12 protein-coding genes are annotated in these 13,756 nt (G+C 64.4%); 6 read left to right on the top strand and 6 right to left on the bottom strand.

Annotation, left to right across the window (positions count from 1 at the left end; all coding sequences use genetic code 11):
- Nucleotides 1-142 precede the first annotated feature (142 nt).
- Nucleotides 143-859, bottom strand: coding sequence for a CBS domain-containing protein (locus GSQ89_RS25635; protein ID WP_158930591.1), 717 nt, complete (start codon nt 857-859; stop codon nt 143-145).
- Nucleotides 860-1,020: 161 nt separating this feature from the next.
- The gene (locus tag GSQ89_RS25630) at nt 1,021-1,443 is read right to left on the bottom strand and encodes a hypothetical protein (protein WP_158930589.1); all 423 of its coding nucleotides are present in this window, start codon (nt 1,441-1,443) and stop codon (nt 1,021-1,023) included.
- Between the two features lie 144 nt (nt 1,444-1,587).
- On the opposite strand from GSQ89_RS25630, the gene GSQ89_RS25625 reads away from it, so the two are divergent.
- From GSQ89_RS25625 to GSQ89_RS38720, 3 genes are all read left to right on the top strand, one after another.
- A complete protein-coding gene (locus tag GSQ89_RS25625) occupies nt 1,588-2,427 on the top strand; it encodes a sulfurtransferase (RefSeq protein WP_158930587.1) in 840 nt (279 codons plus the stop codon).
- A 2-nt stretch (nt 2,428-2,429) separates the two neighbouring features.
- Nucleotides 2,430-3,623, top strand: a complete 1,194-nt coding sequence (gene metC / locus GSQ89_RS25620; protein WP_158930585.1) for a cystathionine beta-lyase — start codon at nt 2,430-2,432, stop codon at nt 3,621-3,623.
- 194 nt (nt 3,624-3,817) lie between these two features.
- Complete coding sequence (locus GSQ89_RS38720) at nt 3,818-5,029, top strand: YXWGXW repeat-containing protein (RefSeq protein WP_216856391.1); 1,212 nt, start codon at nt 3,818-3,820, stop codon at nt 5,027-5,029.
- Nucleotides 5,030-5,194: 165 nt separating this feature from the next.
- Here the strand turns inward: GSQ89_RS38720 and GSQ89_RS25610 are convergent, their stop codons facing one another.
- Nucleotides 5,195-5,959, bottom strand: a complete 765-nt coding sequence (locus GSQ89_RS25610; protein WP_158930583.1) for an enoyl-CoA hydratase/isomerase family protein — start codon at nt 5,957-5,959, stop codon at nt 5,195-5,197.
- A 118-nt stretch (nt 5,960-6,077) separates the two neighbouring features.
- Here GSQ89_RS25610 and GSQ89_RS25605 point away from each other — a divergent pair, with 118 nt between their 5' ends.
- The 3 genes from GSQ89_RS25605 (at nt 6,078) to GSQ89_RS25595 (ending at nt 8,907) form a co-directional block, all read left to right on the top strand.
- Entirely contained in the window at nt 6,078-7,079 is a 1,002-nt protein-coding gene (locus GSQ89_RS25605; protein WP_158930580.1) for an aldo/keto reductase, read from the top strand.
- On the top strand, nt 7,079-7,993 hold the full coding sequence (locus tag GSQ89_RS25600; protein ID WP_158930578.1) for a hypothetical protein: 915 nt from the start codon (nt 7,079-7,081) through the stop codon (nt 7,991-7,993). Before GSQ89_RS25605 ends, GSQ89_RS25600 begins: the two co-directional genes overlap by 1 nt.
- A 71-nt stretch (nt 7,994-8,064) precedes the next feature.
- Complete coding sequence (locus GSQ89_RS25595; protein ID WP_158930576.1) at nt 8,065-8,907, top strand: endonuclease/exonuclease/phosphatase family protein; 843 nt, start codon at nt 8,065-8,067, stop codon at nt 8,905-8,907.
- Between the two features lie 23 nt (nt 8,908-8,930).
- Here the strand turns inward: GSQ89_RS25595 and GSQ89_RS25590 are convergent, their stop codons facing one another.
- The 3 genes from GSQ89_RS25590 to GSQ89_RS25580 all read right to left on the bottom strand — a co-directional run bounded on the left by GSQ89_RS25590 (nt 8,931) and on the right by GSQ89_RS25580 (nt 13,714).
- On the bottom strand, nt 8,931-10,709 hold the full coding sequence (locus GSQ89_RS25590; RefSeq protein WP_216856390.1) for an amidohydrolase family protein: 1,779 nt from the start codon (nt 10,707-10,709) through the stop codon (nt 8,931-8,933).
- A 577-nt stretch (nt 10,710-11,286) separates the two neighbouring features.
- Nucleotides 11,287-12,468: a cytochrome P450 gene (locus GSQ89_RS25585; RefSeq protein ID WP_158930574.1), complete on the bottom strand. Its 1,182-nt coding sequence runs from the start codon at nt 12,466-12,468 to the stop codon at nt 11,287-11,289.
- 25 nt (nt 12,469-12,493) lie between these two features.
- The gene (locus tag GSQ89_RS25580; RefSeq protein ID WP_158930707.1) at nt 12,494-13,714 is read right to left on the bottom strand and encodes an amino acid ABC transporter substrate-binding protein; all 1,221 of its coding nucleotides are present in this window, start codon (nt 13,712-13,714) and stop codon (nt 12,494-12,496) included.
- Nucleotides 13,715-13,756 lie beyond the last annotated feature (42 nt).

The following is a 13,756-nucleotide window of genomic DNA, read 5'->3' as shown; positions in this document are numbered from 1 at the left end:
TTATGGGCGGAACTTCATACGAACGAAAGACATGGCTCGCCCGGCGGTTAAATTGCTCGCGCAATTTTTTGCTACCGGTCTACGCTGAACCACCGGGGTTCATGCGCCGAGCCGATCGCCAGCACCAGGGAAGTTGCCGACGCTACGACCTTTCGTCGGGTGCGTCGATCACCGTGCCGGTGTAGGGCTCGATATAAACCATGTGGTCGTGGACGGCCTTCACCCCCCGAGTGTTCTCCACCACCACATGGATGGCGCGGCGTTCTTCCTCATTGGTAATGGTTCCCCACACATCCGCCACGGCGTTGGCGACGGTGACGTTCAGTGTCGTCATCGGCGCCCAGGATTGTGCTTCCAGCGCGTTCATGATGGCGGCGCGGATGGTCCGGTCATCGGTCGGCAGCGGTTCCGAAGTCCGCGCCCGGCCGATCAACGCGCGCAACAGGTCGGTCCGGCTGACGACACCGACGACCTTGCCATCCGCGGTGACCGGCAGGCGCTTGATGCGATTCGCCTCCATCGCCGCGACCACGCCTTCCAGCGGCGCGTCCTGGGCGATGCTGATGACGTCCTCGGTCATCACATCGCGGACGTGGCGGCCATTGGCCCGTGTGAAATCCGCGGCTTGCCGGGCAGGGGACGCGAGGAGGCGCAGCCACCAGGGGCGGTTGCGTTGCGTGCCGAGTTCGTCGCGGCGAAGCAGGTCGCCCTCGGTGATGACGCCGGCCAGGTCGCCTGCCTTGTCCACGACGAACAGGCCGGAGATGTGCCGCGACAGCATCAGATTGACGGCTTCCTCCACCGTCGCGTCCGGCGCGATGGTGATGCAGTGGCGGGTCATGACGTCGGCGACGATCATCGTATTAGCCCTTCCGATAGTGCGATCGGGGTCGGTCGCGATGGCAGATACACGCGCGTGGCGCGATGGCAGGATACACACGCATGGACGGATGGACAGCCGTTCCGCCGTCGGGCCAGACCCTCGTTCTACGCTTGCGCCGCTGGCTGGTTCGGGGCGGGTCAGGCCAGATCGTGGGCGCCATAGGTTACCCGATCGCGGTCTTGCGCGGTCCAGGCCCAGTTGATCGTTTTGCACTCGGCCCCAGTGCCGCCGAGTTGGCCCCAGTAGGCGGAGGGATAAAGATTACGGTCGAGCGGCCCGTCCACCACCACGACGACATGGCCGTGGGCGTTCCGCACGGCTTGTTCATCCCCACGCAGCCCCGCAAGGACCAGTTTGCCGGCACGGGCGCTGGCCCGCGCCGCCGGCCCGTCGGCCAGTTCAACCCAGTCGCCCCCGGCACGCAGCGTATCGACGATATCGTTCGCCGTGCCCTCGATCGTCACGCCCACATCGGCGCCGACCGCTTTGACGAAGCCGCTGCAATCGCCGCTATGCGCCCGAAATTCCCGCATACAGGCTGCTATGACTTGATCGGACATCGTTTGCCTCCCTTACGATCGCCGCATTATTAGAGTTCTGCCGGAACGAAATCCAGCGTGGAAGCCGGTATATCCGATGGTTGTGGTCTTGGACCCGAGGGAAACTGCCTCTAGGGTGGGGATCACTTTCCAACGGGATCGAAGATGGAACCTCTTGTCACGACCGAATGGCTGGCCGCCGAACTGGGCAACCCGGACCTGGTAGTGTTCGATGCAACGAAATACCTGCCGAATGAGCCCAAGGACGGCAACGCCGAGTTCCTGCGCGCGCATATCCCGGGTGCTCGGTATTTCGACATCGACCAGATCGCCGACCCTGATACGGACCTGCCGCATATGGTCCCCTCGCCGGGCCGCTTCGCGAAGCTGATGGGCGCTCTGGGTATAGGCAACACGTCGCTTGTGGTGTTTTATGACCAGAAGGGGTTGGCCTCGGCGGCGCGCGGCTGGTGGCTGATGGGATTGTTCGGGCACGACAACGCCGCGGTGCTGGACGGTGGACTGCCGAAATGGCTGAAGGAAGGCCGGACGACGCAGCAGGGCGAAGCCGGTGCGGCGATGCCGGCGGTGTTCCGCCCCGATTATCGTGCGGCGCAGTTGCGCGGGGTCGGCGACATGCTGCGCAACGTGCTAACCGGCGCCGAGCAGGTGGTCGATGCGCGGGCTGCGGGCCGTTTCAGCGGCGCGGTACCGGAACCGCGGGCCGGGATGCGCAGCGGGCACATACCGGGCGCTGTCAGCCTGCCGTACACCGATCTGCTGCATGCGGACGGCACGTTTCGGTCGGCTGGTGAGGTGCGGGGACTGTTCAAGGCCGCCGGCGTGGATGGGGCGTTGCCGGTAGTGACCAGTTGCGGATCGGGTGTTACGGCCTGCATCCTGACGTTGGGATTACGCGTCGCCGGGTGCCCGGAAGGCGCGGTCTATGACGGGTCCTGGACGGAATGGGGCGGTCGTTCCGATACGCCTGTGGAGGTTGGCTGAGCATGACTGAGGAGACCCGGAAGCGCGGCTTCCGCACCACCCTGTCGCATGTCGGACGGAGCACGAAGCGGGAGCACGGGTTCGTCAACCCGCCGCTGCTGCGCGGCTCCACCGTCCTGGTTCCGACAGTGGCCGAACGTGTGGCGATGGCCGCCAAGCGCGGCGAGCGGGTGCTGACCTATGGCACCGGGGGGTCCTCCACCCACTGGGCGCTGGAGGATGCCATCGCGGCGATCGAGGGCGGCACGCGATGCTATGTCGTTTCCACCGGGTTGGCGGCGGTGACGACTCCGCTGCTGGCGTGGCTGAAGGCGGGCGATCATATGTTGATGCCGGATCATGTGTATGGGCCGGCACGCAATTTCGCCTCGGGGATGCTGGCCGGATACGGGGTGGAAACGACATTCTATCGGCCGGAGGTCGATGAGGCCCAGTTGGCGGCGCTGATGCGGCCGAACACCAAGGTGGTGTATACGGAGAGCCCCGGCAGCCATACGTTCGAGGTGCAGGATGTGCCGGCGATCGCCCGCGCGGCGCATGCCGGCGGGGCGAAGGTGTTCATGGATAACACCTGGGGCATCCATCACTTCCAGCCGTTCACGCATGGCGTGGATGTCTCGATCCAGGCGGCGACGAAGTATCTGGCTGGGCACTCGGATGTGCTGATCGGCTCAATCACGGTAAACAATGATGCGGACTGGCAGGTTCTGCACGCGGCTGGCCGGACGCTGGGGCAGTATGCCAGCCCGGATGATTGCTGGCTGACACTGCGCGGCATCCGGACGATGGCGGTGCGCTTGCAGGCGCAGATGGAGTCCGGTTTGGCGGTGGCGCATTGGCTGCGGCAACAGCCGGAGGTCGCGCAGGTGCTGCATCCCGGCCTGTCGGGCGCGCCGGGGCACGATCTATGGCGGCGGGACTTTACTGGCGCGAGCAGCCTTTTCGGCGTGGAGTTCAAGCCGTCGTTCACCCCGGCGGCGACGCACCGGTTCGTCGAGGCGCTGGAGCTGTTCGGGATTGGGGCGTCCTGGGGTGGGTACGAAAGCCTGGCCGTGCCGACGACCGGATTTGTGACCCGGACAGCCGGCAGCGGAACGTTCGCCGGACCGGTGGTGCGGATTCATATCGGGTTGGAGGACGTCGACGACCTGATCGCGGATCTGAAGCTTGGGTTGGCCGCATTGCGGAGTTGCTAACCGGGGACTGGCTGGCGTTACGGCGGCGGCGCACCGGTTTTATCGAAAACGCATTTGTGAATGTCCGGACATCGACCAGCCCGACATACGGCCCATTGGAGCCAGAAATCGGCCATAATCATTTCCCTATTGTCTCGGCGGCGATCCGTAAAATCATATTCGCCGCAACCACCGCCGATCGAAGGAAGCCCAGAATGCGTCATTTCAGTCCGATCCTGCCGCTGGTGGCCACGCTGGCACTGCCGCTGTTTCCATCGCTGTCCTACGCCCAGACAGCAACCGATCCGGCAACAGCGGTTCCAGCCGCCGCCACTCCGGCAACCGGCTGCGGCCCCTCGGTGGCAACCGAAACGGCGGCCGTGCCGGTCACAGCTCCGCCCCCTCCGCTGCCGGTTTATGAGCAGCCGCCGATCCCGGCACCGGGCTACATCTGGACGCCCGGCTACTGGGGCAATGGTTCGGATGGCTACTACTGGGTGCCGGGAACCTGGGTGCAGCCGCCGTCACCCGGCCTGCTGTGGACCCCCGGCTACTGGGGCTGGTTCAACGGTGTCTACATCTTCTCCCGCGGCTACTGGGGTGAACATGTCGGATTCTACGGCGGCATCAATTACGGCTACGGCTACGGCGGCAACGGCTATGAGGGCGGTCGCTGGGATCACGGCGCCTTCAATTACAACCGGTCGGTCAACAATTTTGGCAACGTGCATGTCACCAACGTCTATAATAAGACGATCATCAACAACACGACGGTCAATCGGGCCAGCTTCAACGGCGGCACCGGTGGGATCAACGCTCGCCCCACCGCCGGCGAGTTGACCGCGGTCCATGAGACCCGCACCGTGCCGACGGCGGCACAGGCCCAGCATTTTCAGGCAGCCCGCAGCGATCCGGCCTTGCGTGCGGCGGTCAATCACGGAAACCCGCCCATCGCCGCGACCTCGCGGCCGGGTGAGTTGAGGGAGGGAGCGGTTCCCGCCCGCGGCGTGACGCCCGCAGCCGAGGCAGGACATCCGACCGTAGGCACGGAAGGACATCCCGCTCCAGGCGCGGAAGGGCGCCTGGCGCCCGGTGCGGAAGGGCGTCCAGGAGCCATCGCGCCGGGACGTGCGCCCGCGGTCACGGGCGGCCATGAAACCACCGCCCCGCGGGCCATCGCACCGGAGTTCCCACATGCCGGGGAGGCCGCGCGTCCGGCCGAACCCGCTCGTGCACCGGAACGCATGGCCGCGCCGCGCCCGGCCGAGGCCCCACGTCCGCAGATGGCCCCGCGCCCGGCCATGGCTCCGCGCCCGCAGATGGCGCCCCGTCCGGCCATGGCGCCGCGTCCGCAGATGGCCCCGCGTCCGGCTCCACGCGCCGAGGCGCGCCCCGCCGGACGTCCTGAGGAAAGGCGGGAGCACTGATCGACGCGCGCTGGCCCAGCCGGCGTACTGACGGCTGGGCCAGCAATGACGGTTGACTCGAAGACGGCGGCTCCCGCGATAAGCGCGAGAGCCGCCGACAGCGAAGACCGCCCCTGTTGTCGTGCCCCCTACGTTTGTCTTATCGCGCGGCGAATCAGCAGGCCGTTAGCGTCCCTTTCGCGCGATAAATTCCGGAAACGCGTCCTCTGCCTTCGCCCCTCGCATCACGTGGGTCGTGTAATTCTTTTCCGCCGCCCACTGTCCTTCCAGTCCCTCGCCAAGCTGTTGCAGTAGTAACGACTTGATGCCGGTGACGGCGCCGAGGTGGTTCCCCGCGATCATCTTCGCCAGCCACATCGTTTTTGTCCGCAGTTCGGCGCGCGGCACCAGGTGGTTCAGCAGACCGATCCGATACGCTTCCTCTGCCTCCACCACGCGGGCGCTGAACAGCAGTTCCTTCGCCATCGGCCAGCCCACCTGGTTGGGTAGGGTCCAAGTGCTGTTGATCCGCCCATAAGCCGCGGCCAGAAAGCGGAATTTGGTGCCCTCGCAGCCAATCCGCATGTCCAGGGAGGACGACAATACGGCCGCACCGCCGTACGCCAGCCCATTCATCATGCCGATGATCGGCTTGCGGCTGGCACTGATTTCGTAGCTGCGCCTGGGATCGCTCATCGCATCGAGTTGTTCCTGGGTATAGAGGCGATCGTCCGAGCGCTGCTCATGGATGTCGCCGCCAGCAGAGAAGGCGCGTTCTCCAGCGCCGGTGATAACGATGCAGCCGATGCCGTCATCCGCGTCGAGCGTTTTCACCGCGTCCGCCAGTTCGGCCGACAGCTTGCGATTCATCGCGTTCAGCACGTCCGGCCGGTTGAGCGTGACGATGCCGACGCCGTCCTGGCGGTCGAGCAGAATATGTTCGTAGGTCATGATGTGGGTCCTCCCGCCACTATGGTGGCAGAGCGTGCGCGCGGTGTCATGGTCGGGCGTGGTTGCATGGTCGGGAAATGCGTCCCAAATTCCTCGCGACAGAGAAGGAGTCGTCCAAATGTGGGAAAAACGCCAACTCGGCCGCACCAAACTGCAAGTCACGACCTTGGGCCTGGGTACCGCCACAATGGGCGGTAGCCGGATCAAGATCACCCAGGCGGAGGGCCAGGCGATCGTCGCCGCCGCATGGGACGCCGGGGTGCGCTATGTCGATACGGCACCGTTCTATGGCGTCGGCGCTGCTGAACACCGGGTCGGTGATGCCCTGCGCGACAAGGATCGCGATGAGTGGGTGTTATCCACCAAGGTCGGCCGGTTGTTGCGGCCGAAGACCGACCCGACACCCTCGCCGGACGGCCGTCTGTCGCCGATGCCGTTCAAGGTCGAGTATGATTACGGCTATGACGGCATCATGCGGTCGGTGGAGGACAGCTATCAGCGGCTGGGTCTCGCCCGTATCGACATCCTGTATGTGCATGATATCGGGGTCTATCAGCATGGGCCGGAACTCAACGACCGGTATTTCAAGCAGTTGCGGGACAGCGGATACAAGGCGCTGGAAGAGTTGCGCCGTTCCGGCGTGGTCAGCGCGATCGGCATCGGCGTGAACGAAAAGCAGGTGCTGATCGACGCGCTGGGGTTTGGCGACTGGGACGCCTTCCTGCTGGCGGGACGCTATACGCTGCTGGAGCAGGCGCCGCTGGATGACCTGATTCCGCTTTGTGTCGAACGGGGAACGTCGCTGGTGATCGGGGGGCCGCTGAACTCCGGCATCCTGGCCGGCCGCGACACCTGGAACTACGACACCGCTCCGCCAGAGATCGTTGCTCGGGTGCAAAAGATCGCCGCTGTCTGCAAGGCGCACAACGTCCCGCTGCCGGCCGCGGCACTACAGTTCCCGCTGGCGCATCCAGTCGTGGCTGCCGTCATCCCCGGCCCCCGCAACGCGGCGGAATTCGTTGAAAATCTGCCGCTATTTACGTTGAAGATTCCTGCCGGTCTCTGGTCCGATCTGCGAGCGGAAGGATTGCTGCATCCGAACGCACCGGTGCCGGCCTGATGCCGATCTATCAGACCGATCCCTGGCGGGTCCCGTTCTTCGCCGGCGTGCCGTGTCCGGATGACGTGATCATTCCGACCAAGGACTGGGAAGCCTGGACGCTGTACCCGAAGCATCGCTGGATTTACGACAAGTTGGCGGTGGCGCTGTCGCAAGGGCTGGACGCCGCCCCGCACGGGGTGATTCCACCCAGCTTCCCGGTGTTCTCCAAGCCGATGATGAACCTGCGCAGCATGGGCGCCGGCAGCCTGCCGATCCCCGACGCCGAAACCTATCGAGCCTCGCTGAATCCCGGCCATTTTTGGTGCACGCTGCTGACCGGGGCGCATGTCAGCACCGACGCGGCGATCGTCGACGGCCATGTCCGCTGGTGGCGGCACGCGACCGGCGCGACCGCGCCCGGCGGAACGTTCGATTACTGGCACATCCACGCCGAGGCGATGCCGGATATCGAGGACTGGTGCGGTGCCTGGGCACGCGAGCATCTGGCCGGCTACACCGGGATGGTCAATTTTGAAACCATCGGCAGCCGTATCATAGAGGCGCATCTGCGGTTCGCCGACCAATGGCCCGATCTCTACGGGCCGGGCTGGGTGCAGGCGCTGGTGCATCTCTATGCTGACGGGGATTGGGTGTTCGATGACTCGGGGCGCCGCGACGCTTACAGCGTCGTGCTGTTCGGGCCGCATGGGCCAGCGTATCGCCATCCGCCAGCCGAGTTGGTCGAACAGGCACGCGGAATCGATGGTGTTTCCAGCGTGCAGATCTCGTTTCACCAGGACCGCGATCCGGCGCAGCATTCGATGCCGCCAGGCGGCTTCCGGCTGGTGGTGATCAACGCGTGGATGCTGCAGGCGGGACAAGCGGCTCGGGAACGTCTGAAACCAGCATTTTTCGGATTGGAGCGGCGTTAACCCTCTCGGCGATGCGTTGTGCCAGGATGCCGGCGTAGCGGCCGGTTCGGCCGCCTTGGAGGTGCGCGGCCGTGAAACGTATCCTGGTCCTGATGGCCCTGCTGGTGCCGCTTCGTGCGTTTCCGGCGGAGTTGAAGATCGCGACCTGGAACCTGAATTGGCTGACGACCCGTTCGGCTGGCGATCCCGATCTGCCGCAGGATGTCATGCCCCGGTCCGACGGTGATTTCGCGCTTCTTGCACAATACGCGAAACAACTGAACGCCGACGTCATCGCGATCCAGGAGATCGATGGCTTTTCCGCCGCGTCGAAAGTCTTCACGCACGACCAGTACTCGATCCACATGACGCACGATCACGTCGTGCAGCGGGTCGGCATCGTCGTCCGGCGGGGTCTGCGCTACGACGTCAACCCGGATCTCACAGCGCTCAACCCCCATCATTTGCGCAGCGGCGCCGATATCACGCTGCACCTCGGCGACGCCGACCTGCGAATCCTGGCGGTGCACCTGAAGAAAGGCTGCCGGAAGGTGCCCATGCCGGACGCCAAAAGCCGTGTCTGCGAGGAACTTCGGGCGCAAATCCCCCCGCTCACCAGTTGGATCGCCGCGCGGCGGCAAGAGGGTGTACCGTTCCTGGTCCTCGGCGATTTCAATCGCTGGATGCCCAAGAACGATACGTTCCTGGCCGCGCTACGCACCGCCGCGCCACTGGTCAGCGTGACCGAGGGCCACAGTTCGCCATGCTGGGGCGGCGAGGACTTTATCGACCACATCCTGGCCGGCGGGCCAGCCGCCACCTGGGTGCAGTCGGATACGCTGAAGGTTCTGACCTATAAGGAGACGGAACGGTCCTGGCAGGATCGGCTGTCGGACCATTGTCCCCTGTCAGTTGGCTTGGCCGTGCCGAACTAACGTCGGCGGTCGGCGGTCGGCGGTTATCCGTTGGAGCGCACCAATTTGCCGGGCCGAACACCGGTTTCCTCGCCGCGTTCGAAGATCGGCTGGCCGGCGACGATGGTTGCCTCGTAGCCATCCACGCGCTGCACCAACCGCTTGCCGCCGGCCGGCAAGTCGTGTCGCAGTTCGGGGTGGTGCAGCCGCAAGGTCCCCAGATCGACGATGTTGACGTCGGCTTTCTTGCCCACGGCCAGGCGCCCGCGATCGTGAAAACCGAAAAAATCCGCGGTCTCGCTGGTCAGGCGTTTGACCACGAACTCCAGTGGGAACCGCGGTCCGCGGTGGCGGTCGCGCACCCAGTGGGTCAGCATGTAGGACGGCAGTGAGGCATCGCAGATGATGCCGCAATGCGCGCCGCCGTCGCCCAGGCCCAGCAGCGTGTCCGGGTCCTTGATCATGTCGTGTACCACGCCGTGGTCGCCATGGACGTAGTTGGTGACGGGATAAAATAGCATGCGGTCGCCGTTCTCGCCGGTCAGGTAGTCATAACAGAACTCAGCCGGGGTAAGGTTGGTCTTCGCCGCCATCACCGCGATGCTGCGGCTCTGGTCCGGTTCGTAGTCCGGCGGGTCACCCAGCACATATTGCCGGTCCCAGGTGGTCGCGATCGGTCGTTGCAGCGGCGGTTGGATCGCGAGCAGGTCCTCCGAGGCTTCCTGCGACAGGATCTCGGCTCGCACGGCCGGATCGCGCAGGCGCGCCAGCTTGTCCTTGACGGACAGCGATGATAGCGCCGCGAAGGCCGGCCGAGCGGCGAAAGGGCTCATCGATGTCGTCAGGCCGAGGATGATTCCGACGGGGCGGCCAGCAACTTGGGCCGTCACCGAGGCGCCGCCGGCCCGTGCCTTGCGCACGCCATTCATCAGCCGACGGTAACGATCCGGGTCGTATGCGCGATCCGTCAGCAAAAACCACAGAGGACGGCCCGTGGATTTCGACAGCGTGCTCATCCAGTCGAATTCGGCGGCTTCGTCGTCGAAATCGCTCAGCATCCCGAACGCGCCGGTGCGGGTCCGGCCAAGTGCAGCGCCGATACCGAAAAGTTCCTGGTTCTCGGCGAAGCGTCCGGGGACGAGGTCGCCCTTGGTGGTTTTGTGCTGTTCGGTGCGGGATGTGGTGAAACCGAAGGCGCCGGCGCGCAGGGCTTCCTCGGTCAGGCGGGACATCGCCTCGATATCCGTCGCGGTGGCGATTTCGCGGCGCACGGCGCGGTCGCCCATGACGTAGACCCGCAGCGGATGATGCGGGACCTGGGCGGCGACGTCGATGGTGCGGGGGAAACGATCGAGCGCATCGAGGTACTCGGGAAATGTCTCCCAGTCCCAGCGCAGGCCCTCGGCAAGCGCGATGCCGGGGATGTCCTCGACGCCTTCCATCAGGTCGATCAGGCAATCATGGTCGGCTTTGCGAACGGGGGCGAAACCGACGCCGCAGTTGCCCATCAGGATAGTGGTCGCGCCGTGCCAGGAGGATGGGGCCAGGACGGGATCCCATGTGGCCTGACCGTCATAGTGGGTGTGGATATCGACCCAGCCGGGGGTGACGAGTTGGCCGTTGGCGTCGATCTCCCGTTTGCCGGGGCCAGCCTTGCCGCCGACCTGGGCGATGCGATCGCCATCGATGGCGACGTCTCCGGTGTAGCTTTTGGTGCCTGTGCCGTCGACGATCGTGCCGCCTCGGATGACGATATCATGCATCGTGGTGGGTCCCTGAATGCTGCTGCGCGGCAGCATTGCCCGCGGGTCGGGAAGTTTCAAGGGACGCGGGTGTTCCTGAGCGACCGGACAGTGCGGTGATCGTCACGCGGCGGTTTGCAACCGATGAAAACGCAACTGCGAACAGCCACCTCCGCACGGCGGCCTATCGCGGGCAAACGTGCGTCAGGAATCGGGCCACAACGCAGTCATACTAAATTCCTCCAGACTTGTTCTGACGCCGATGCTACTGCATACTCTTGTATGAGGAGTGCGGGGAAATGCGAGGGTCAGCTGTATTGCAGGGTGCGTTTCTGGCGTTGACGCTGTGGCTCGGTGCGGCCGAAGCGAAGGATTTTACTTCGGATTCACTGCCGCCCTCCTCAAGCCAGTGCCCAGGTGACCACGTAGTGTGGTTGAACACCCGCTCCAGGATCTACCATTTTGCCGGCCAGACGTGGTTTGGTCACACTATCAATGGAAAGTACTTGTGCGAAAAAATAGCTCTTGCCGAAGGTGACAGGCCTTCGCGAAATGGTCAGTAGGCGATGGTGCTTCTGTCGTGGGGATATCTGTCCTTGAGCGGCACCAAGCCGTTGCTCAAGTACCTTGATGTGTGATGTGACGTCCGCTCACTCAATTATGCTGCCGTCATCCGCACCGGCAGAAACGCCATCCCGCGCAACGTGTTGTTGTAGCGCCGCTTCGGCTCCCCAACGATCTCGATCGACCCGACTTTCCGCGCCAGCGCACCCAGCACCAATTCGCCCTCCAACCGCGCCAGCACCGCACCGACACAGCCATGGATACCGGTCCCGAATCCGACATGGCCGGCGTTGCGCCGCGTGATGTCGTATTCGTCTGCCCGTTCCCATCGCCGCGGGTCCCGGTTCGCCGCGCCCAGGAACATCAGAATCTTGCTGCCTTCGGGGATCGTTTCTTCTCCGATCGTCACATCCCGGGTCGAGGTGCGGAAGAATGTCTGCACCGGGCTTTCCAACCGCACCGCTTCCTCGAACGCCAGACGAGCCAGTGATGGGTCGGCGCGGAGTTGGGCAAACACCGCGGGAAAGCGAGCCAGGCAATACACCGCCGCACACAGGCCGTTGACGGTTGTATCGACACCGGCGGTCAGCAGGGAACGCACCAGAACCTCCGCCTCCGCGGCGGAAATATCGCCGTCATCCGCCGCCGCGTGGATCGCCGCGCCGAACCCGGTGACGGACAACGCGTCGCGCTTCGACTGCGCCTGCACCCATGCCAGCACGGGTTCCGCGTCGGCGACGGCGGTTTCGAAGAACGAATTTCGCGGGCCGAAGCTATTGAATACCATGTTGCCGTAGGGCAGCAGGAAGCGCCGGTTCTCCACCGGCATGCCGACGGCGTCGGGAAACACGGTTAGCGGATAGGCTTCGGCCAGGTCGCGCACGGCGTCGAACGAGCCGCGCGCCAGCAAATCGTCGATCAGCGTGTCGGCGGCGATGGCGAACGCTTCGCGCAACGCACGCACCGCAGCCGGCGACAGCACCTTGTCCATCAGCTTCCGTGTCCGGTCGTGCAGGGGCGGGTCGGCCTCCAGCAGCAGGCTGGGCAGCCGCCACGGCTTTTCCTTCGCGAAGTCGAAAATCCCGACCCCGCGTGCGCTGGTGTAACTGCCCCAATCCATCAGCATCCCGCGCACATCGTCATAACGGGCGACCGCGTGGATGTCATAGCGCGGCAGATACACCACCGGCCCGGCATCCCGCATCGCCGCGTGCGCGGGGTACGGATCGTCGAAGAACGCCGTGCAGAACGGATCGATATCGAGTGCCGGGATCATCGCGTTGTCCTCCCTATTGCCGGAATCATGGGCTTCCGGCCTGATACGGCGTGATCAGTTCGCCCGATCGCGCCATTTTCGGCAACAACACGACCTCGGTGGCGGGTTCTTCGAACTGTGCGAGATCGTTCCCTTTGATCCCCTGGAACTGTGTCCAGACCAACCGCGAGTCCGCCCACTCGCCATCCTTGCCGTACGCGATATCGCCGACGACGGTCTTGAAAGTGTGTGTTCGAATGTAATCGGCGAGTTTGCCGTCATCCAGCGTGCCGGTTGCTTTGACCGCCTGCTCCAACACCTGCATCCTGGCATAAGCGAAGGGCGGCAGGAAAACGCCCAGCGGATCGACGCCGGCGGCAGCGGCTTTGGCGCGATAGGCAGTGAGGAAGTCCATGACGCCGGGGAATTGCAGTTTCGGCGCGGGTACCCATTGCTCGCCCAGGACGACTCCATTCAGCAAAGGTCCAAGCTGGGTCTTCATCGCCGCCGTCGCCAAGCCGACCAGGCTGCCCCCGAGCAGGCGCACCTTCAGGCCCATCTCGGCCGCGCTGCGTAGAATGCCCGCGGTGTCGGAGGGGTAGGAGGCGACGTAGACGACATCTGGATTCGTTGCGCGCACTGCTCGCACCACGGGTGCGTAGTCGGTGGTGGTCGGCGGATAGTTGCCGTCATACACGATCCGAAGTCCGGCCGCCTTGGCGTTCAATCGAGCACCGTCGGTTGCGTTGCGGGCGAATTCGGCATCGGCGCCCAGGATAGCCAGCGTCTTGGGCTTCGGCGTAAGACTCATCGCGATGTCGAAGAACCCCTGCGAAAAAGCCCGTTTGGGATCGGGTCCTGTGGCGAGCATCGCGAAACAACGCGGATAGTGGAACTCGCTGTTCACCGCCAGCGCGAACAGTGTAAGAAACAGTTTATTATGGCCGATGACGATGGGCATGGCCGGCGCCGTCATGTTGGTGGCATAGCCAGACAGAACGAAATCGACATGATCAACGTCCAGCAACTTGACATAGATGCCGGGCACATTTGCCGGATTACTTTGTGTATCGTAATAGATCAACTTGACCGGGCGCCCAAGCAGCCCGCCGGTGGCATTTATCTTTTCGGCCCATATTTCCATCGCCAAAATACCGGATTTTCCGATGGCGGCCAAACTCCCTGTTTCCGACTCCCCAAAACCGATCCGTATCGGTTCAGGCCCCGCCGCTCGGGATGAAGCCAGTCCACAAAGCAACAATACCATAACGAACGCGGCCGCGCATTGCCGGCGACAGACCCGAAATCG

It is taken from the genome of Acidisphaera sp. S103, from assembly GCF_009765975.1.
GTDB lineage: Bacteria > Pseudomonadota > Alphaproteobacteria > Acetobacterales > Acetobacteraceae > Rhodopila.
Note: the sequence above shows the minus strand (reverse complement) of the source record. Positions and strands in the feature narration are given on the sequence as shown.